We start from the raw sequence: 21760 nt of genomic DNA, 5'->3' as shown, positions 1-21760 counted from the left end.
AGATGTAAATAGATGTAAATAGATGTATCATATTATTGTAAGTTGCCAATATGACAAGTTACAGTAATATGATATTCTTATTTATAATAAATGTATAAATAGTTAGTGAAAATTTTCTATATTTGAGGTGCATAAAATGATTAATTTATTAATTGTAGAGGATGATAAAAATTTAAGAAGATTAATGGAAGTATTTTTAAAGGAAAATGGTTTTGAAGTGTTTCTAGCAGAAGATGGAGAAAAAGCAATTGAAATTTTTAGCGCTTCTCATATAGATTTAGTATTATGTGATATAATGATGCCTAAAGTTAATGGTTATGATTTAGTAAAAGAGTTAAAAAGTTTTAATTATGATTTACCAATAATTATGGTAACTGCAAAAGAAAATTTTGTTGATAAGAAAAAAGGCTTTTTAGTAGGTGCAGACGATTATATGGTAAAGCCAATTGATTTAGATGAAATGTTACTTAGAATTAATGCCTTATTAAGAAGAGCCAAAATATCAAATGAACATAAACTTGTTATTGGAAATGTAATTTTAGATTATAATACATTAACAATTACTAAGGGAGAAAAGATTATTGAATTAACTAAAAAAGAGTTTTATTTATTGTTTAAATTATTAAGCTATCCAAAACAAATATTTACTAGACAGCAATTAATAGAAGAAATATGGGGAATAGATATAGAAAGTGATGAAAGAACTGTAGATGTACATGTTAAAAGAATAAGAGAAAAGTTAAGTGATTTTGATGAGTTTAAAATAATAACAGTTAGAGGGTTAGGATATAAAGCGGAGAAAATGATATGAGAAAGATGTATAATTACTTTAGAAATACACTTCAGGGTAAGATAATAGTTTACTTTTTTACAACTATACTTTTAAGTAATATAGTTACTTTTTTTTTGGTTTCACCAATAATAAATACAATAATATCTAGTAGTGAGGAAAGTTTGATTTTTATTATTAAAGAGTTTCATGTGATAAAATTATTAATTTTATCAATTAGCTTTATATTATGTGTAACATCCTTATGCTGTATTTCAAGAAGAATAGTTAAACAAATAAAAAAATTGACGAAGGCTATGAATGAAGTATCAGAAGGTAACTTTGATATATATTTACAAACAAAAGAAAAGGATGAAATAGCCCAATTGATTTTTCACTTTAATGAAATGACTAGAAAGTTAAAAAATACAGCTTATATACAAAAGGAGTTTGTAAATAATATTTCTCATGAACTAAAAACACCTATTGCATCAATTCAGGGTTTTGCTAAGATTCTTAAGAATAAAAATTTGAAAGATGAAGATAGGGAGGAGTATTTAAATATTATAATTGATGAATCAAAAAGACTTGAAAATCTATCAAGCAATATTCTAAGAATATCTAAACTTGAAAATCAAGATATGCTAGAAAATCAAAGTAAATTTTTACTCGATGAAAATATAAGGAAGTCAATACTATTATTGCAAAATAAATGGGGAGAAAAGAATATTAATTTTAATTTGAGCTTACCTAAAACCTATTATTACGGTGACGAAGAACTTTTTTTACAAGTATGGACAAATATTATTGAAAATGCTATTAAATTTTCAAATGAAAATACAGAAATTAAAATTAAAATAGAAAAAAGTATTGATTTAATCAAGGTTTACATAGAAGATGAAGGAATTGGCATGACTGATGAAGTTAAAGAATATATATTTGATAAGTTTTATCAGGAGGATAATTCAAGAGTAAGTAAGGGATACGGATTAGGGCTAGCTATTGCTAAGAGGATTGTAGAACTTTCTAATGGACAGATTGAAGTGGAAAGTGAGATTAATAAAGGAAGTAAATTTATTATATCATTAAGGATGGATTAAGGTGTGGAATAAAATTTATTCAACGCACCTTAAAATAATATATTTATTTAGTTTCAGATAAAAATTCCTTTAAAGTATTAACTACTTTATGTATATGTTCGTCTTTTATCCAGTAATGAGTTACAAATCTCATAAGTCCATTTTCTACGTCATTAATCTTAATATTATTTTCTAAGAAGTAATTAACTAAAGCTTTAGTATCGATAGAGTTATCATTAAACTTAAAGAATACCATGTTTATTTTTAAGTTATTAAAATCAACGTCTATTTCTGGAATTTTATTCAACTCCTCTGCAAGTAATTTTGCATTATCGTGATCTTCTTTTAATCTTTTAGTCATTTCTTCTAATGAAACAATACCTGCAGCAGCTAAGAAGCCTGCTTGTCTTAATCCACCTCCCATAAGCTTTCTCTTTTTTCTAGCTTTATTAATAAATTCTTTACTTCCAGCTAATATAGATCCAACTGGAGCACATAGACCTTTTGAAAGACAAAACATTACTGAGTCGCAGTATTTTGTAATTTCTTTAACATCTATATTAAGAGCTGTAGAGGCATTAAATATTCTAGCTCCATCTAAATGTACAGGTAAGTTATATTTTTTAGCAACTTCATAAATTTCTTTCATTTCTTTAATAGTTAATACATTACCACTAGAATGAGCATTTTCAATACAAATTAAAGATGTAGAAGGAAAATGGATATCTTCATTTTCAAAGCGAACTCTCTTTTCAATTTCACTAGCTTTTAATACACCATTTGGAGAATCGATAGCTCTTAATTGAACCCCTGCAATTATAGAGCTTGCCCCAACTTCATGAGCAATAATATGATTTGAATCAGCAATTATTACTTCGCTTCCTCGGCTGCAATGAGTAAATAAGGAAAGTTGATTTCCAAAAGCACCACTTGGAACAAAAAGGGCTGATTCTTTTCCAACTATTTTAGAGGCTAACTCTTCAAGTTTAATGACTGTAGGATCATCTCCATAAACATCATCTCCAACTTCTGCATTAAACATAGCTTCTTTCATAAATATAGGTTGTTCAGTTACTGTATCACTTCTTAAATCAATAAATTTCATTAATTTAACCTCCTTATTATAGTTTATTAATACAATTTAATTTAATTATAATATAATAAAAGTAGGTAGTTAAACAAAATTTTGTAATAAGGAGTAATTGTCATGGGAACAATGGGATCTGAAAGACGAAATTTAGAGCAATTAAGGGGATTTTTTGCGGCGGGATTAATAATGGGGTTAATAGGGAATATATCATATTTTTTGAGATATAAAGGCATTAGTATAGAATTTTTCAGTGATATGGATTTAAATTGGCTAAGTATAATGATGATATTTTCTGTTTTAATTATAGCTATATTTTCTTTTGGAAATATTAAATTAGATATAAGTGAAGATATATTATTAGATGTAAGAAGAAAGACTTTAATTTATAAAATAATATGCATATTATTTGCTATATATAGTATAGGTATTTTCATAGCATTTAAAGATTTAGCTTTAATCAGATTAGAAATAATAATAGAAGCTATTTTAATTTTATTATTTATTAACGAAAGAAAAATAAAGTCTATGCAATTAACAGATAAACAGCTTAGGTGGAAAAGAGATTTTGATTATCCAGGTAGCCTTAATAAGGAAAGTAATATTTTTTGGAGGATGAAAATAAGATTTTATCCTAGAATAAATGTTAATTGGAAAGATAGATTAAACAGGATAAGAAAATATAATTTATTTGTTTTAGTTATATTGATTTTAGTAAAGTTTGAATGGGCTACTTATTTGTTTATCATTTTTTTTATATCAGATATTATTTATTTTATAGAAATAATATTTGGTTTATATACAAAAACTAGTGGTATATGCACTGGAATTATAGATATTACTAGTAGTAAGTCTAATATTCAAGTTTATAAGGTTTTTATAACTAATTATGAAACAGAAGAGGAAATTACATTTAAAGTAAGAAATTATTGCTATATACAGGAGAGGGATGAAGTCGTTGTTGTTCATGGAATGATTAGTAAGAGAGTTATTGAGGTACAAGGGGTTAGAATGGATTTTATATAATTCTATGATATATTAATTTGGCTGTCTTTATGACAGCCACCTTCAATTTAGTATTTATTTTTTTATGATAGCCTTTTCATAAAATTTAGTAATTAGAAGTTAATTTATTTATGTGTTATTATAGTGATGTAAAATATATGAAATAAAAATTGAAGTAAGGGATAGGTGATTATATGAAAACTAATTATCATACACATAATTATAGATGCAATCATGCAGTCGGAACAATTGAAGACTATATAAAAGAAGCAATAAAAGAAGAATATGATGAAATAGGAATATCTGATCATTTGCCTCATCCAGGAAAAAATATTGACAATGGAAATAGAATGGCATATGAAGATTTACCAATATACTTTAAAGAAATAGATGATGCAAAGGAAAAGTATGGAGATAAAATATCTATAAAAAAAGCTATAGAATGTGAGTATTTTGAAGATTACCATTGGTTATATGATGAGTTCAAAGAAAAATATAAAGTAGATTATTTAATACTTGGAGTACATTTCTTTCCTTATAAAGGTGAGTGGGTATATGTAGGTGGGATAAAGTTAACACCTGAGATTTTAGATATCTATGTTAATTATGTTATAAAGTCTATGGAAAGTGGATATTTTTCTTGCTTAGCTCATCCAGATTTATTTGGAGTAAGGTATAGGAATTGGGATGAACACTCTATTAAGGCATCAAGAAGAATTTTAGAAGCTGCTGAAAGATTAAATATGCCAATAGAAGTTAACATAAATGGATTTAAAAGAGGGAAAGTTAATTACAACTTAGGAGAAAGATACTTATATCCTATAGAAGAATTTTGGAATTTATCAAAAGAATATAAAGTAAAAAGAATATTGGGAGTAGATGCACATTTACCGGAAGATTTAAGAAATAGATATATGGGAGAAGAATTTGCAAAAAAATTAAATTTAGAGTTAATAGATAAATTATAAAATGTAACATATGTTACAGATAGAATGTAAATATCATGATAAACTATCCTTAGAAAATTAAATTACTGGAGGAAAATTATGAGCTTATTTTTAGGGAAAATACATTATTGGTTATTTAACAAAATAGTTTGGTTTGAGGATCTTGAAACAGAAATAATAAAATTAGCAAAAGAAGAAGGATTAGATGTAGATAATTTATCTAAAGAAATTAATAATAAGTATGGGGAAAGATTGCCAAATCTTCCATTAGAAGAAATAATAGATACTTCTAATATACATGGATGGCTTCAAGATAAAATTCATAGTGCAGAATATAGACTAGCTACATGGACAGTTAAAATTATGGAGAAAGAAAAAAGTAAAGAAAAGCTAGAAGATTTATATAAAACTCAAGGAATAAAAGCAGCAAAAGAAGCTATAGAATCAGGTAAATATTCAAATAATGCAATAGATATTTTTAATGCAATGAATGATTATATTTTAGATGGAATGCCATGTGATAGAGTAAATGAAGTTATTTCTCAAGAAGAATATAAGGTATTATGGAAGAGAAGAATTTGTGTTCATAAAGAAATTTGGGATGCTGTAAATGGAGATGTGAATTTATTTTATGAGCTAAGAGATTTATGGATTAAGACCTTTGTTAATGAATTAAACAATAAATATAAGTATAATTTCCTAGGAAATAACGAGTTTTCTATAGAAAGAGAATAGGTGAAATCATGGATGCAATAGAAATAATGATGGAAGAACATAAAAATATAAAAGTTATGTTAAAAATAGTAAGAAAGGCTTGTTTCTCTATACTAGAAGGAGAAGAAGTTAACTATGATGATTTTAATAAGATAATTAGTTTTATAAGAAATTATGCAGATTCTCATCATCATAAAAAAGAAGAAATAATGCTCTTTAACAGAATGGTAGATGAAATAGGAGAAACTGCTGAAAAAGTTGTTAAATATGGTATGCTTGTGGAGCATGACCTTGGAAGATTATATGTTTCAAGTTTAAGTGAGGCTTTAGAAGAATTAAAAAAAGGAAATAATGAAGCTAAATTAGATATAATAGCAAATGCTATTTCATATACCAACCTTCTAGAAAGGCATATTCATAAAGAGGATAATGTAATTTATAAGTTTGCTCAGAGAGAACTTAAAGAAGAAACTATGAATTTAATAAATTATGAATGTGTTGAATTTGAAAATAAATTTAATGATATTAAAGATGAAAATCTATCTATATTAGAAGAATTAAAGAGAAAATATTGCATTTAATATTAAAAATATTTTAAAATTATTATTAGATCTTAAAATAAATATAAGGATAGGTGATAAGGTATGATTACTAAGGACATGACAATTGGGGAAGTTGTAAAGATGAAAGATAACGCTCCAGAAATATTAATGAGTTTTGGAATGGGATGTATAGGATGTCCATCAGCACAAGCAGAAACTATTGAAGACGCTGCAAAGGTACACGGATTAAGTTTAGAATCTCTTTTAGAAGCTTTAAATAAGTAAATTACAGAATTTATTAAATACACTAACTGAAGTAGTTAGTGTATTTTTTGTTTTTTAGGAATTTATAAAAAGAATAGCCTGTTAATAACTTTTTATAAATTCCATCATTTAGCTTTGAAGTGTTAAAATATCGTAGCAGGGTGACTTGGAGCTTGCGACTGAACACTGATAGGATGCTTTAACACTTTTTTATTTTATACGACAAATTAATAGCACCTCTTTATATTTTCGACATAAGATGTACTATAATCATAAGATTAATTTAGGATATTATAGTTTTAAAGAAAGGAGAAAATATGGCTATTAACTTTAAGAAATTCGTGCCAAGACCAGGATTGGTAAATAAGCAAGGTCGTTTACCTGATCCATCAGAGTTAGTTTGCGTAGAAGTTCCTAAGGTTTTCGACCAATGCTTAATAAAAAGATGTCTAGTTTATGCTGATGGACCAGATACTTTAACAACAGATGAAGAGTTAAGAAGTAATCCATTAGAAAACCCTAAAAGATATCTTTCAAGTAGGGACTTTAAAGTAAGATTATTATCAGTAGATAAAATTCCTCTTAGAGGAGATCCGAACTTTAAAAAGATAATTATTAATTATGTAATATCTTTCTATTCTGATTATATGGATGATAACGGAGCAACTAAATGTGAGTTTTTTGAAATAAATAGAACAGATGTAATAGGTAAATTATATTGTCCTGATTCAATAGCACAAATTTCTGCAAGTAGGGATGATGAATGCGAAGAAGATTCTAATATTATTAAACTTGAAATGGTAGCAGAAGCATTAGCCGGGGAAATAGTGGAAGATGAAGCTTGTGATGAAGTTTTAGATATAACATTAGGTTACTTCATAGTAGTTAAAGCTCAATTACTAGTTCAATTATTAATCCCTGCATATGACTACTGTCCAACTCCAAGAGAAGCTTGTGATGAAGATCCAGAAGAAGATCCATGTGAAAGATTTGAAAGAGCAGCAGTGCCTAAGTTCTATCCAGATCAAAACTTAGATCCATTGTTCTCAGAGTATGATGAAATTGAAAGATAATTAAAGTTGTTAAGTAAAATTATAAGAGATTAAAAGAGGATAAAATCGAAAAGAAAAACTAATTATACTAAATTAATGAAAAGTTATTATAAGAAAAGGGAGGATTCAAGATATGAATTCAATGTCAAAGAGATATTATGATGAGTGTAAAAAAGAAAGAGAACATGAAAGAGAACATGAGAGAGAACATGAGAGAGAACATGAGAGAGAACGCAAAGAAGAAAAATGTCCTACTATAGTAAAATGTGGTTGCCCTAGTTCTACTCCAATTAATAAAGCAAAAGAAGGGGAAAGCTTTATAGTTGCATCTCTTAATCTAGATACTTCTTGTATATGTGATCCAAGTATTAAACTAGAGTTTGCAAGCAATATTGTTGTTTCAGATGCTAATGAGAGTCATGAGGTTAGTTTAAACTTTAGAGTGTTTAAGCAATGTAAACATCAACACGTTCGAATTCCTGTTGGACCTACTTGGAATTTCCGTACAGATGAAAAAGATTTATCAGTAACTTTCTCATTCTTTGTTTGTGATTCAGATTCTTGTGACGACGAATGCTGCACTTACACTGTAGTCGCAACAGTTGCTGATAAACTTGAACATGGAAATATTTCTGTAAATAATGCTACACTTGCAGCAATAGCAACCTGTAAAAAGAAATGTCATGATTGTAAGAAAGACCGTAGATATTAAAAAACATTGATTAATATTATTATATAACTGAATTAAATATAGATGATATTTTATTTACTTTTATAAGTAGGTAAAAGAAAGAATACGCTAAACTGTACAGTTTAGCGTATTTATATTTAAAACTACTTTGCATCTATGATCAACTTTTCTATGTAGAGGTAATTTTATTAATAAATTGTTTAACATATTAAAAATTATAAGAACCTCTTTATAATTTCTACATAATATATAATATAATCAAAAGATTAAATTAGGATATTATAGTTTTAAAGAAAGGAGAAAATATGGCTATTAACTTTAAGAAATTCGTACCAAGACCAGGATTAGTAAACAAGCAAGGGCGTTTACCTGATCCATCAGAGTTAGTTTGTGTAGAAGTTCCTAAGGTTTTCGACCAATGCTTAATAAAAAGATGTCTAGTTTATGCTGATGGAACAGATACTTTAACAACAGATGAAGAATTAAGAAGCAATCCATTAGTAAATCCAAAAAGATATCTTTCAAGTAGGGACTTTAAAATAAAATTGTCATCAATAGATAAAATTCCTCTTAGAGGAGATCCAAACTTTAAAAAGATAATTCTTAATTATGTAATTTCTTTCTACTCTGATTATATGGATAATAGTGGAGTAACTCGAAGTGAGTTTTTTGAAATAAATAGAACAGATATAATAGGAAAATTCTACTGTCCAGATTCAATAGCTCAAATTTCAGCAAGTAGCGATGAGGAATGTGAAGAAGATTCTAATATTATTAAACTTGAAATGGTAGCTGAAGCATTAGCAGGAGAAATATTAGATAATGAAGCAGGAGATGAAGTGCTAGATATAACATTAGGTTACTTTATAGTAGTTAAAGCTCAATTACTAGTTCAATTATTAATTCCGGCTTATGATTACAGTACAACTCCAAGAGAAGCTTGTGAAGAAGATCCAGAAGAAGATCCATGTGAAAGATTTGAAAAGGCAGCAGTGCCTAAGTTCTATCCAGATCAGAATTTAGATCCTTTATTTCCAGAGTATGACGAAACAGAAAGATAATATAATTAAAAATATCAATATAAAGTAAAAATATATACTAAAGATAAAAATTAATTTAAAAACTATGATAAGAAAAGGGAGGATTCAATATATGAATTCAATGTCAAGGGGATATAATGATTCTTATGGAAGAGATAGAGAAAGAGATAGAGACAGAGACAGAGATAGAGACAGAGATTGTCCGACTATAATAAAATGTAGCGGTCCTAACTCAACACAAATTGTTGTAACTGTTGCTAATCCAACAGCCACTGCTGTAATTGCATCAATTAATATAGATAAGTCTTGCTTATGTAACCCAATCACTAAATTAGAATTTGCAACTATTATTTCTACTGCGGCTAATGGATTTGCAGGTACGGTTAGTTTAAGAGTATTAAAACAATGTAGGCGTCAACTTACTCCAACTATTATTGGAACTGCTTGGACTTTAAATGTTGCTGCAAATACTACAGTGCCTTTATCATTCTTTATTTGTGATTCGGATTGTGATTCTTGCGATAATGATTGTTGCACTTATACAGTAGAAGCAACAATTACTGCAGCTGGAGCAAATTCAGGTATTGTTACTTTTAATAATTCTACACTTGGAGCAATATCTACTTGTAAAAAAAATTGCCATAATTGCAGAAGAGATAGAGACTAGTAAAATAAAAATTGATAATATAGATTAAAAGAGTCCCGAAGGTGGATTTTCCACTTCGGGATTTATTTTACTCTTTAGGAAATTATAAAAATGTTACCATATGAATAACGTTTTATAATTTCCTTCCTTTATCTCTGAAGTACATCTATTAGTTTTGCGATGACTTGGAGCGTAGTGACGGAATAAGCAAAATTATATAGATGCACTTTTTTTTTAGAACTAAAATTTCTTATATTTAATATAATATATTAGAGTATTAATATAAGGTGGTTAAATGATTTATTTAGATAATGCAGCTACTTCATTTCCGAAGCCTTCTAAGGTATATGAAGAAGTAATAAATTGTATGAAAAATTATTGTGCTAATCCTGGAAGAGGGTCTCATAATATGGCTATTAAATCGGCAATGAAAATAATGGAGGGAAGAAATTTACTTTCTGAAATATTTAATATAAAAAATCCTTTAAATATAGTATTTACTAGTAATGCAACAGAAGCATTAAACATAGCGATAAAAGGGGTTTTAAAAAAGGGAGATCATGTAATTAGTACAGTTATTGAACATAATTCAGTTTTAAGGCCTTTAAATTCATTAGCTAGGCTGGGGGTAGAAGTAACATTAATATCTTCTGATAAAGCTGGTTTTGTAAATACCTTAGATATAAAAGAAGAAATTAAATTAAATACAAAAGCTATTATAGTTAACCATGCTTCTAATGTGTTAGGTAGTATTCAAGACATATATAGCATTGGTAAAATTGCTAAAAGATACGGAATTATATTTATAGTAGATGCATCCCAAAGTGCAGGTACTATAAATATAGATGTAGAAAAAGATAATATAGATTTACTTGCATTTTCAGGACATAAAGGACTTCTTGGTCCACAAGGCACAGGTGGTCTTTATATAAGAGAAGGATTAAAGCTTAAAGTATTAAAAGAAGGAGGAACAGGTAGCAGCTCAAACTCCATGACTCAACCAGATGAGTTGCCTGATAGATTTGAAAGTGGCACATTAAACACTCCAGGGATTGCAGGTCTATGTGCTGGATTAAGTTTTATTAGGAAAATAGGTATAGATAATATATATAAAGAAGAAATGAAGTTTATGGAGCAACTTATGTTTGAACTTAAAAGTCTACCATTCATTAAAATATATGGGAGTACTTCTTTAAAAAATAGAACAGCTGTACTTTCTTTTAATATAGAAGGAATTGATGCATCAATAGTGGGAGAAGAGTTGAATAAATCAGCAATTGCAGTTAGAACTGGATATCATTGTGCTGCTTTAATTCATAAAATAATTGGGACAGAATATATGGGAACAGTAAGAATTAGTCCTGGATGTTTTAATACTCATAAAGATATAGATGACCTAATAAAAAGTATTATAGAAATATACAAAGCCAATTAAAATATAATGTACATATATCTTTATATATGTAATAAAAACATTAGGATGTGAAGTTATGGAAGCTAACAATAAATCAAGCGATATTTATCCTGTAAATAATCCTAGTGATTATGAAAGATATATTATGATTGAAAATGAACTAAAGAAAGATAATAGAATAGAGGATTTAGATAATATTATTGAATCTATGAATCCACCAAAGGAAATTAAAAGTATATGCGAAAGTAACTATGGGAAAAAAACTAAGGTAGCAATAATTGGAGCTGGTGAAGCAGGACTAGCAGCAGCTTTTGAGTTGAAAAAAATAGGATGTAGTATTACAGTTTTTGATGCTAGTAAAAGAATAGGTGGAAGGGTATATACTTATTATTTTGACAGATTAAATAATCATTATGGAGATTTTGGAGAGATAAGTATTCCTATATCACATTTTACTACTTGGCATTATATAAATCTTTTCAATTTAAAAACAAGATCTATAATAAATAATAACCAATATTACTATTTAAGAGGGGAGGGAGCTTATAGCAAGGAGAGGCAAATAATAAAAAATATATATCCTAAGTATAACTTAACTAATATTGACAAAAGAAAAATAAGAAATAGAGATTATAAAATTGATAATAAATATTTAAAAAGTTTAACTCAAGAAGAAAAAAAGGAGTTAATAAATATAAGTAATAATTATTCTGAAAAAATTATTAATTTAGATAAAATAAGTTATAGAAAGGCATATGAGAAGCTAGGTTTTAGTCAAGAAGCAATAAATATGATTGGATATATTAATGGCAGTAATGAATTTTATGATGATAGCTTAATTGAAGTGTTACAAAAACAATATTCTTTAGATTTTAGTAATAACTATACTATAGAAGGTGGTATGATAAAACTACCATTAGAATTATATAAAGCAATTATAGATGATGAAAATGATGTATTTAAAGATATTGATAAGAAAGATTTAGGTAATGTAAATACAAAATTTGGAGTAATTATAGAAGAAATTTATAATGCTAATGAAAAAGAAAAAATATCTTTAAAATATTTAGATTTAGATACTAAAATAGAAGGAGAAGAAGAATTTGATTATGTAATTTGTGCAATACCTTTTAGTAGTTTAAAGAGAATAAATATTAAAAGTAACTTAAGTAATGGAAAATTAAGAGCAATTGATGAAATAGATTTTAAAAATTCGCAAAAGATATATTTATATGTAAAGGAAAGATTTTGGGAAAGTGGTGGAAAAAATAAAAGAATAGTAGGAGGAAGAACAATCACTGATTTGCCTTTATATTCAATTTATTATCCATCAGATCATGGAATATATTCTTATGATGAGAAAGGAAATAAAGCAATTAATATAAGTGGAAATTATAAGGAGCCTGGAGTGCTACTAGCAAGTTATTCTTTAGGAAATAAGGCAAGAGATTTTTCTTTTTTAGACGATGAGATAAAAATAAATGATACAATTAGATATATTGAAAGAATTCACAATTTACCTAGAGAATATTTAAATAATATATTAATAGATTATAAATCTATATCATGGGCAGATATTCAATATATTTGGGGATTTTCAACTTTATATAAACCAGGAGATAAGGCTTTGTATTCTTTTTCAACTGTGAAACCAGAAATGAATAATAAATTATTTTTTGCAGGAGAGCATGTATCATCAAAGCATGGGACTCAACAAGGAGCTTTACAAAGTGGCATGATAGCTGCTAATAATATAGCAGAAGAAATAGTAAAAAAATATAGTTTTTAAATAAAAAATGACCCGCTAATATTTAGTAGGTCATTTTTTATTAATATCTTAAGTACTTTTATAAAAGTATAAAAAATTACAAGGTTTCTAAAACTACTTATTAAGTAGAAATTAATATACTAATCTAAATCATCTTTATCTGAATTTTCTGGATCATTAAAAAGTGGATCTAAGTTTTGATCTGGATAGAACTTAGGCACTGGAGATTTTTCAAATACCTCACATGGATCGTCTTCAGGTTCTTCTTTACAAGGCACTCTTGGAACTGGGCAATAATCATAAGCTGGAATTAATAATTGAACTACAAGTTCGCATTTAACAACTATATAATAGCCTAAAGTAACGTCTAAAACTTCATCTCCATGATCATCTTTAAGTATTTCACCATGTAACACATCTGCTACCATTTCAAGTTTTATTAAATTATTATCATATGGTTCTTCTTCAAGAGTAGTTGTAGATTGAGAAATTGAATCTGGGCAATAGAATTTTCCTATTACATCGGTTCTATTAATCTCATAAAACTCACTTTTAGTTCTGCCATCGCAATCAATATAATCAGCATAAAATGAAATAATGTAGTTTAATATTATTTTCTTAAATCCATGATCCTTCTTTAAAGGAATTTTATCAACAGAAAGAAGCGTTATTTTAAAGTCTCTACTTGAGATATACCTCTTAGGATTAATTAGAGGATCACTTCTTAATTCACAATCAGTTGTTTCTGTATCGGGTCCTTCACAATATACAAGACACCTTTTAATTAGGCATTGGTCAAATACCTTAGGAACTTCTATACATACCAATTCTGCTGGATCAGGTAATCGGCCTTGTTTATTTACCAGTCCAGGACGAGGTACAAATTTTTTAAAGTTAATGGACATATATATCCTCCTTTATGAAATAATAAATTATCATTTTAGTACTCACAATACATGATATGAAATATGATAAAAGTGGTGATATGAAAAAATAGGAAAATAATAAGTTTTTTATATTAAGAATTTGCATAATAGTTAATAATTTCAAATATAATTTTATAGGCAGTTTATGTAATAGTGGAACTTTATATAGATTAAAATAAATGTTTATAAAGGAGAGGTTGAGAATGAGGGGGGTATATCCATGGTTATATGTAGACTATAAAGAGAATTTATGGAGGTTTTCTGTAAATGATAATAGAGAATTAAGCTATGGGATAATGTATAGAGAAGGAAAATGGACAAGGGAAAATATCATAGATATAAGGGTAACAGGATTTGGATTATTTTTAGATAATAACGAAGGAATACATTTAGTATATTCAAATACAAAAGGTGAATTGAAGTATTGTACATTACAGAATAAGAAATGGGTAGGAAAGATATTATATAAGGTAGAAGATAATAACTATGAAATTGAAAGTATAAAAATTGAGATAATAGGATCTATTATGCATATATTTTTTGCATTATCAAGTAAAGATGGTAGCGATCATGGTGTGTTAATGCATTGTGTATGGGATGGTCATAAAACAAACATAAATAGTATTCAAGATATAATTTTGAAATCAGGTTTAAAAGAGTATTACTTAATTAACATAAATTATATGAATGAAATTTACTTATTTTACTTATCAGATGAAGGAGATGAATTATCACTAAACTATTCAATATATCAAAATAAATCATGGGTGCATTCAAATAGACTTTATGGAATTCAAGGTGATGATGTATATTTTGAAATTGAGCTGGAAAAAAATAATATTCATATTTTAAATAGATCTAAAGAAGACTACTTTTACTTATTAGATCATGTACTTATAGATTCTTTAGGAAATTTTAAAGATTTCAGGGTATATGAATCAAAGAAAAGTCTTATTGATCCTCTAATATTTAGTGAAGGTAATAAAATTTGTTCATGTTGGATTGAAGATAATGAAATATATTATTCAATTTTTACAGGAAATAGGTGGGGAGAACCAATTAAATATAAAAGAGAAAATGAAATTAAAGTAGAAAGATATAATGCTTATATTAGTGAAATTAAAGAAGGATATATTAATGAAAGAAAATTATATGCTACTAGTGGATTAGATATATTTTTATATGACCCTAAGGATTTATTAATTAAAAATAATGATAAAGAAAATATAATTGTTAATAGAAATAATAAAGAGAAAGATTCTTATTATAGTGAGAATGTAGAGGTAATTAAATCTGAACTTTATAGAGCGAAAGAAGAAAATAGAATTTTAGAAGATAAGATATCACATTTAAATATTTTGTTACAAAAGAATGAACAAGGAATTGATAAGTATCAACAGCAATTAGCAAGAGTTATAGAACAAAAGAGAAAAGCAGAAGAAAATAGTAATATTTTTTTAGAGTTGCAAAAAAAAATTCAAGGAGAATATGAAGTTTTAAGTAAAGAATTAGAAGAAGAAAAAGTAAAAAATAAAAATTCAATAAATGAGTTTGAAGATGAAATTCATTTATTAAAGGAAGAAATAAATAGTTTAACTAAGGAGCTTTTACTAAAAGATAGAAAGATTCAAGAAGAATCTGATATTATAAGAAGTTTAGAAGAGCAAAATAAAATTATTGAAGAAGAAAATTTATTGATAAAGAAGGAGATATCTTTATTAATTGAAGAAAATAATAAAATTAGTACTGAGCTTGAAATAGAAAAAAATCAATCTGTAATGGAAAGGCTTTTAAGAAGAAGGTCTTAAATTAAATGTACATTATAAAAATAATAGCATAAAATAAACTATTAAAAATAACTAAATGTATTGGAGAAAAAATATGAAACAAAATGATTATGATTATATAATGGTATTCACTTCTCATTACAGAGCTCTATATCTTTATGATAGATTGAGATTAAAAAAAATAACTACTAAATTAGTAACAGCTCCAAATAAGATTAATATAAGCTGTACTCAAGCTTTGAAAATTAAGGAAGAGGATAGAGAAATTATAAGAGTTGAAATAGAAAGAAATAATATATATCCAACTGCAGTATTTAAAATAATTAAGGATGGTAAAAAAGAGGATTATGAGTTAGTAGAATAAAATAGGAGGAAAAGGGAGTCCATGGTTAATACAATTAGTAAAAATATCTATTATGTATCTAATTTAGGTACAGATATGGTGTCTATAATTGATGGGGATAATTTGAGCATAATTGAAGAAGTAAAAGTTGGTTCAAGACCTCATGATATAGTTGTTGATAATAAAAATAATGTATATATTGCTACAGATAGAAGTGGAATAATTACTATTATTAATTATATTACTAAAATTAATAAGAACCTATATATTCCTAATAATGGGAATATTAAAGTGGATTCCATGTCTCAAAAAATTTATGTATCTAACACTGAAGAAGTATTAATATATAATTTATCAGAAGGGGATATGTATGGTAAAATAACTGGATTTATTGCTGTTGATGGGATTGAGTTAAATAGTGATGGTAGTAAGCTTTTTGTTTTAGATATTATTCAAAATGAAGTTAGTGTTTATGATACTGTTACTTTAAAATTATATAAAAAATATAAAGATATAGGAAACACTCCAAATTATATTTTTATAGGAAATAACGATAGATATCTATATGTATCAAACAAAGGAATATCTAGAGGAAAGTTTTTAGGAAATATATCAATTATAGATACAGAAACCGAAAATATATCATATATAGATTTCCCAATTGGCTCAATAATTACGGCTTTAGATGGATATTTAGATTGTTTATATGCAGTAAATAACGGATTAAGAAGAATAGAAATTATTAATATTAAGAAAGGTGAGTCTGTAGGAAGTATAAAAACTACATATGATGATCTACAAAGGATTAAGATATCACCAGATAAAAATTTTTTGTTAGTTACATGTAAAAATAATAAGGGAAGAGGTGCTTTAGATATAATTAGTATTGAAAAGCAAGAAATTTCTGAGACATTTTTTTTTAATGATAGTGGAATTAGCCCTTATGATATTGGAGTAGTTATTAATAATACAAATAAAAAAGAAGATATTATATTTAAAAATATAGAGGATAAATGGAAAGAAGATTACGAAACACTTATATTAGCTAAAAAAGTTATATCAACTTATAATGAAAAAATAATATTTCACAAGGTATCAATTCAATTAGATTTTAGGGATGAAATAGAAATAGAGGAGATAGTATTTGAAAATTGCAAAATTATCGAAGAAAGTAAAGAGATAATTATCAATAGAGATAATTATTTAATTTATAAATTTGAATTTTATATTCCATACTTTTTAAGATGCAAAAATTTAAAAGATGAGAAATTAAATATAAAGGGAAATCTTAATGGTAATCAAAAGGCTACTTTGTATTTATCTAATTATTATGAGTTAGAGAATTTGGAGTTTGTTGTAAAATCATCAAGTGAGTTAATGAATACTCCTTATATGAAGGATGATTCAATAATATTTGATGTAAGTTCAGTTATATCAACATATATAACTAAAGAAGAGCTAATTTTTATACCTTCAAAAGAAGCTAATAAAAAAGTTAAGGAGGTATAATAAATGGATATTGAACTTTGTAATGATATTTTAATAAAAACAAAAGATAGAAGATTATTAAGATTTTCATATGATGATAAATATGGAATATATTATGAAGAAATTAATAAAAAAGAAACAAAAAAGAATATAGTATATAAAGAGAGTTTTAGATACTTTTATGTTACAGAAGATACGAATAGAAATGTAAATGTAATTTGTCAAGATATACGAGGAGACATTATCATATGCATTTTTATGGATGGTTCATGGAAGTATAAGACTCTTTTTTATATTAAATATAATTTCATAACTCCAATTAATGTTAAAGGTTTCTTTTTAGAAAGGAATTTGAAAATTATATATTATTTAGATAGCGATAGTAAAAATTTATATTTAAATGATAGTAGCAATAATTACTCTACTGTAATTTATAGTGAAAATAATGGATTAGATATAAGGTTTAATATAGTACAAGAGAATAATAAGGTTTTTGTAATATTAAATAGTACATCTTATGGAATTTATAAATTAATACTTAAGGAATTTAGCATTAATGATAAAGACTTTGTAAGAGATAAAATTATTTATATATCTAAAAATCAATATATTGATTATTCATATTCAATAAGTAAAAATGAAATACATTTTTTAATGATAGTTAATGAAGATAAAAAAAATTCAATAATATATAAAAAGATTAATGTAGCAGATGGTGAAAAGTTCTATGAAGATAGTATACTTTTTGAAAATGAAAAAATAGCTTCATGTTTAATAATAGAATTAAATGAATTTTTGTGTGCTCTTTGGATAAGTGAAAACAAACTTTATTGTTGTTACTCATTGAGTTCAGGTGAAGATTTTTCTAAACCATTTATTTATATGGATTTGGGAGAAATATTTATAAAAAAAATTGAGTTAATAGAAGAAAATAAAAATAAAGAGATATATGTTATGGAAAGTAATGGGGATATAAATTTATTTTTAGAAGATCTAATTGAAGATAGGCATACTTTAGATATAGATTATAAAGAAATAGCCTATAGTTCAACCCAAAATAGTGAACTTAATAGTGCTAATGAGGAAATAAAAAATTTGAAAGAAATTGTAAATAAACAAAGGTCACAAATACTAAACTTAGAATATAAGCTATATAGTGAGAAAGGACCTTTGATTAAATAATAAATAAAAGGGAGGGAATTAAATGGAGTACAATATTTTAATTGGAGGAAGTGCTGGACAAGGTCTTGATACTGTAAGTGATTTTTTAGAAAAAGTAATTAAGAAGTCTGGACTTTATTTATTTTCCAACAAGGATTATATGTCAAGAGTTAGGGGAGGACATAATTTTATTCAAATTAGATTTGGGGAAGATAGAGTATTTGCTCATAAAGATAAATTAGATTTAATACTTGCCTTAGATGAAAATACAGTTTTATATCATAAGGATAGATTAAATAAAGATGGAGTAATCATAGCTGATAAGGGGATAAAGTTAAATGATGAAGAAGTTTTAAAACTACCATTAGTAGAAGTTGCCAAAGGGTTAAGCTTATCAAAAGCATTTACTTCAGTAGCTGCAGGGGTAATATTGAAGTATTTCTCATTAAGTTTAGAAGGAATAGAAAAGTATTTTAGTAGCAAGCTATCCGAGGATATTAGAAATAAGAATATTGAAGCTGTAAAGCTTGGATACAATTTAATTGAATCAAAGTATAGTGCTGTGGGAAAAGATTTATCAAAAAATTTATTAATAAATGGTAATAATGCAATAGCTTTAGGAGCCGTTGCAGGTAGCGTTAATTTCTATTCAGCTTATCCAATGACACCAGCAACAAGTATAATGACATATCTAGCCAAAAAACAAACAGAAATAGGAATTGTAGTAGATCAGGCTGAAGATGAAATAGCGGCTATAAACTTTGCAATAGGGGCATCATACGCAGGTGCAAGATCCATGACTGGAAGTTCAGGCGGAGGAATTTCACTTATGGTTGAAGCATTTGGACTTGCTGGTATTACTGAAACTCCAGTGGTGGTTGTAGATTCTCAAAGACCAGGACCTGCAACTGGATTACCAACAAGAACAGAGCAAAGCGATTTAAGCTTTTTGTTAGCTGCTGCACAAGGAGAGTTTCCAAGAGCAGTAATAAGTGTTAGAAATGCAGAAGATGCATTTTATAAAACAGTAAAAGCTCTTAACTTAGCAGATAAATATCAAACTTTAGTATTATTATTAACTGATCAATATTTAGCAGATGCGAATATAACTATTCCTAAATATGATTTAAGTAATGTTAAGATAGAAAACTATGTTTCTAATGGAGATTATATAAAGGATGGAGAGGAGTATAAGAGATATAAGGTAACTAATAATGGAATCTCTCCAAGAATGATACCAGGAAATAAGAAAGGGCAAGTGGTGTTAGTAGATAGTGATGAACATACAGAAGAAGCACATATTACAGAGGCTTCTGAAGTAAGAAATGCTCAAATGAAAAAGAGAATGAAAAAACTTGAATTAATGAAGGCTGAAATGGAAGAACCAGAATTTATGGGAAATGAAGATTTAGAAATTCTTTTAGTTGGTTTTGGTTCAACTTATGGAGCTTTAAAGGATGCAATAGAGGAATTAAATAATGATGGAAAAAAGGTTGGAGCCTTAAGTTTTGGAGATATTTATCCACTACCGGAAATAAGTATAAGAAAATATGCTAATAAAGCAAAGAAAGTTATAAATGTAGAACAAAACTTTATTGGACAATTAGGAAAGCTAATTACCCAAGAAACTGGAATATTAATGAGTAGTAGTATTTTAAAATATGATGGAAGACAAATAACAGGACATCAAATTGTAGAAAAGCTAGGAAGGGGGGAGTTTTAATGTTAGACTTAAATATTTATAAGAGTAATGATGATAATGCTTGGTGTCCTGGTTGTGGTAACTTTGGAATATTGATATCATTAAAAGAAGCTTTAGCAGAATTAAGTTTAAAACCCCAAGATGTTGTTTTAGTATCAGGTATTGGTCAAGCAGCTAAAACTCCACACTATATTAAAGCAAATGGATTTAATGGACTTCATGGTAGAGCCCTTCCACCAGCTCAAGCCATTAAAATGGTAAATAAAAAGTTAAGTGTAATTGTAACTAGTGGAGATGGGGATTCGTATGGAGAAGGAGGAAACCACTTTATACATTGTATTAGAAGAAATGTAGATATGGTTCACTTAGTTCATGATAATCAAATTTATGGATTAACAAAAGGACAAGGGTCGCCAACTACAGGAAAAGGACAAGTAACTTCAATGCAATTTGAAGGCGTCTATGTAGATCAAATGAATCCATTAGCTATTGCAATAAGTGCTGGTGCTACATTTGTAGCAAGGAGTTTTTCAGCAGATAAGGAACATTTAAAGTCTATGATAAAAGCAGCTGTAAATCATAAGGGATATGCTTTAGTAGATATAATGCAACCTTGTGTAGTATTTAATAAAGTTAATACTTTTAAATGGTATAAGGATAGGATTTATAAATTAGATAATAGCTACGATTCAAGTAATAAATTTGAAGCTTTAAAGAAAACAGAGGAGTTTGGTGATGAAGGAATACCAATTGGTATAATTTATAAGGATGAAAGTAAAGAGAGCTACGATAATTTACATCCAGTACTTAAAACTGGGGCTAATTTAGTAGAAAGAAAATGGAATGTAAAAGATACTGAAAAGCTAATTGATGAATTTTTATTTAATTAATTAGTTATAGAAAAACTCAAGCTTTTAAAAGCTTGAGTTTTTTAAATCTATCGCCACCTAATCTTAATATATCTTTCTTTAATGATTCTATTATGCATTCTTGAGCTATTCTGGATCTAGACCCTCCTCTAAAGCAATATAGCATAGCATTTTCATTAGATTTTATGTAATTTATCCAAGCAGTTATCCTCTGTTCTTTAATACTTCCTGAAACTATTTTATAACCAAGTTTTGTAGCCTCTTCATTACCCTTTTCTTTATAGCAAATACCAATTATATGTCTTTCTTCATTATTTAATATAGGAATATTTATTGAATTAATAAAAGCCCCTTTTCCATATTCAATAGGTGCTCGGACATCTATTAAGGGAGTATTATTCAACACTATCTTTTCAAAATCATTAGTTTGGTAATTTTTTTTATCTATCATATTCTAATCCTTCTA

At 27.0% G+C, this 21760-nt stretch carries 22 protein-coding genes; 19 read left to right on the top strand and 3 right to left on the bottom strand.

Going from position 1 to position 21760, the window contains the following annotated elements:
• The first annotated feature begins 136 nt into the window (after positions 1-136).
• Positions 137-811, top strand: coding sequence for a response regulator transcription factor (locus ACQPUY_RS11420; protein WP_430841355.1), 675 nt, complete (start codon positions 137-139; stop codon positions 809-811).
• Positions 808-1869, top strand: coding sequence for an ATP-binding protein (locus ACQPUY_RS11415; protein ID WP_430841354.1), 1062 nt, complete (start codon positions 808-810; stop codon positions 1867-1869). Before ACQPUY_RS11420 ends, ACQPUY_RS11415 begins: the two co-directional genes overlap by 4 nt.
• Positions 1870-1912: 43 nt before the next feature.
• Here ACQPUY_RS11415 and ltaE read toward each other — a convergent pair whose 3' ends face one another.
• Positions 1913-2953 (bottom strand): low-specificity L-threonine aldolase, encoded by a 1041-nt coding sequence (ltaE, locus tag ACQPUY_RS11410; protein ID WP_430841353.1) that lies wholly within the window; start codon positions 2951-2953, stop codon positions 1913-1915.
• A gap of 102 nt (positions 2954-3055) precedes the next feature.
• Between ltaE and ACQPUY_RS11405 the strand changes: the two genes are divergently transcribed.
• From ACQPUY_RS11405 to ACQPUY_RS11355, 11 genes are all read left to right on the top strand, one after another.
• A complete protein-coding gene (locus ACQPUY_RS11405) occupies positions 3056-3961 on the top strand; it encodes a hypothetical protein (RefSeq protein ID WP_430841352.1) in 906 nt (301 codons plus the stop codon).
• A gap of 173 nt (positions 3962-4134) precedes the next feature.
• Entirely contained in the window at positions 4135-4908 is a 774-nt protein-coding gene (locus tag ACQPUY_RS11400) for a histidinol-phosphatase (protein WP_430841351.1), read from the top strand.
• A 78-nt stretch (positions 4909-4986) separates the two neighbouring features.
• Positions 4987-5622 (top strand): hypothetical protein, encoded by a 636-nt coding sequence (locus tag ACQPUY_RS11395; protein ID WP_430841350.1) that lies wholly within the window; start codon positions 4987-4989, stop codon positions 5620-5622.
• Between the two features lie 8 nt (positions 5623-5630).
• Entirely contained in the window at positions 5631-6182 is a 552-nt protein-coding gene (locus tag ACQPUY_RS11390) for a hemerythrin domain-containing protein (RefSeq protein ID WP_430841349.1), read from the top strand.
• Positions 6183-6245: 63 nt separating this feature from the next.
• Positions 6246-6428 (top strand): DUF1858 domain-containing protein, encoded by a 183-nt coding sequence (locus tag ACQPUY_RS11385; protein ID WP_430841348.1) that lies wholly within the window; start codon positions 6246-6248, stop codon positions 6426-6428.
• 296 nt (positions 6429-6724) lie between these two features.
• Entirely contained in the window at positions 6725-7480 is a 756-nt protein-coding gene (locus ACQPUY_RS11380; protein WP_430841347.1) for a hypothetical protein, read from the top strand.
• Between the two features lie 112 nt (positions 7481-7592).
• The gene (locus ACQPUY_RS11375) at positions 7593-8171 is read left to right on the top strand and encodes a DUF4489 domain-containing protein (protein WP_430841346.1); all 579 of its coding nucleotides are present in this window, start codon (positions 7593-7595) and stop codon (positions 8169-8171) included.
• 284 nt (positions 8172-8455) lie between these two features.
• The gene (locus tag ACQPUY_RS11370; protein WP_430841345.1) at positions 8456-9211 is read left to right on the top strand and encodes a hypothetical protein; all 756 of its coding nucleotides are present in this window, start codon (positions 8456-8458) and stop codon (positions 9209-9211) included.
• Between the two features lie 91 nt (positions 9212-9302).
• A complete protein-coding gene (locus ACQPUY_RS11365) occupies positions 9303-9857 on the top strand; it encodes a DUF4489 domain-containing protein (RefSeq protein ID WP_430841344.1) in 555 nt (184 codons plus the stop codon).
• A 274-nt stretch (positions 9858-10131) separates the two neighbouring features.
• Positions 10132-11271: an aminotransferase class V-fold PLP-dependent enzyme gene (locus ACQPUY_RS11360; protein ID WP_430841343.1), complete on the top strand. Its 1140-nt coding sequence runs from the start codon at positions 10132-10134 to the stop codon at positions 11269-11271.
• Between the two features lie 55 nt (positions 11272-11326).
• Positions 11327-13039, top strand: coding sequence for a flavin monoamine oxidase family protein (locus ACQPUY_RS11355; protein ID WP_430841342.1), 1713 nt, complete (start codon positions 11327-11329; stop codon positions 13037-13039).
• 119 nt (positions 13040-13158) lie between these two features.
• Here ACQPUY_RS11355 and ACQPUY_RS11350 read toward each other — a convergent pair whose 3' ends face one another.
• Positions 13159-13923: a hypothetical protein gene (locus ACQPUY_RS11350; protein WP_430841341.1), complete on the bottom strand. Its 765-nt coding sequence runs from the start codon at positions 13921-13923 to the stop codon at positions 13159-13161.
• Positions 13924-14147: 224 nt separating this feature from the next.
• Here ACQPUY_RS11350 and ACQPUY_RS11345 point away from each other — a divergent pair, with 224 nt between their 5' ends.
• The 6 genes from ACQPUY_RS11345 (at position 14148) to ACQPUY_RS11320 (ending at position 21315) form a co-directional block, all read left to right on the top strand.
• Positions 14148-15752 carry a hypothetical protein gene (locus ACQPUY_RS11345; protein WP_430841340.1) on the top strand — a complete coding sequence of 535 codons (1605 nt, stop codon included), beginning with the start codon at positions 14148-14150 and terminating at the stop codon, positions 15750-15752.
• Between the two features lie 73 nt (positions 15753-15825).
• Positions 15826-16095 carry a DUF3343 domain-containing protein gene (locus ACQPUY_RS11340; RefSeq protein WP_430841339.1) on the top strand — a complete coding sequence of 90 codons (270 nt, stop codon included), beginning with the start codon at positions 15826-15828 and terminating at the stop codon, positions 16093-16095.
• A gap of 21 nt (positions 16096-16116) precedes the next feature.
• The gene (locus tag ACQPUY_RS11335) at positions 16117-17583 is read left to right on the top strand and encodes a YncE family protein (RefSeq protein WP_430841338.1); all 1467 of its coding nucleotides are present in this window, start codon (positions 16117-16119) and stop codon (positions 17581-17583) included.
• Positions 17584-17586: 3 nt separating this feature from the next.
• Positions 17587-18744: a hypothetical protein gene (locus ACQPUY_RS11330; RefSeq protein WP_430841337.1), complete on the top strand. Its 1158-nt coding sequence runs from the start codon at positions 17587-17589 to the stop codon at positions 18742-18744.
• A gap of 22 nt (positions 18745-18766) precedes the next feature.
• On the top strand, positions 18767-20446 hold the full coding sequence (locus ACQPUY_RS11325) for a 2-oxoacid:acceptor oxidoreductase subunit alpha (RefSeq protein ID WP_430841336.1): 1680 nt from the start codon (positions 18767-18769) through the stop codon (positions 20444-20446).
• Positions 20446-21315 carry a 2-oxoacid:ferredoxin oxidoreductase subunit beta gene (locus ACQPUY_RS11320; protein WP_430841335.1) on the top strand — a complete coding sequence of 290 codons (870 nt, stop codon included), beginning with the start codon at positions 20446-20448 and terminating at the stop codon, positions 21313-21315. Before ACQPUY_RS11325 ends, ACQPUY_RS11320 begins: the two co-directional genes overlap by 1 nt.
• Positions 21316-21331: 16 nt before the next feature.
• Here ACQPUY_RS11320 and ACQPUY_RS11315 read toward each other — a convergent pair whose 3' ends face one another.
• On the bottom strand, positions 21332-21745 hold the full coding sequence (locus ACQPUY_RS11315) for a hypothetical protein (RefSeq protein ID WP_430841334.1): 414 nt from the start codon (positions 21743-21745) through the stop codon (positions 21332-21334).
• Positions 21746-21760 lie beyond the last annotated feature (15 nt).

The organism is Clostridium nigeriense (assembly GCF_050585245.1).
GTDB lineage: Bacteria > Bacillota > Clostridia > Clostridiales > Clostridiaceae > Clostridium > Clostridium nigeriense_A.
The sequence above is the reverse complement of the archived record's forward strand: the minus strand, read 5'-3'. Positions and strand labels throughout refer to the sequence as shown.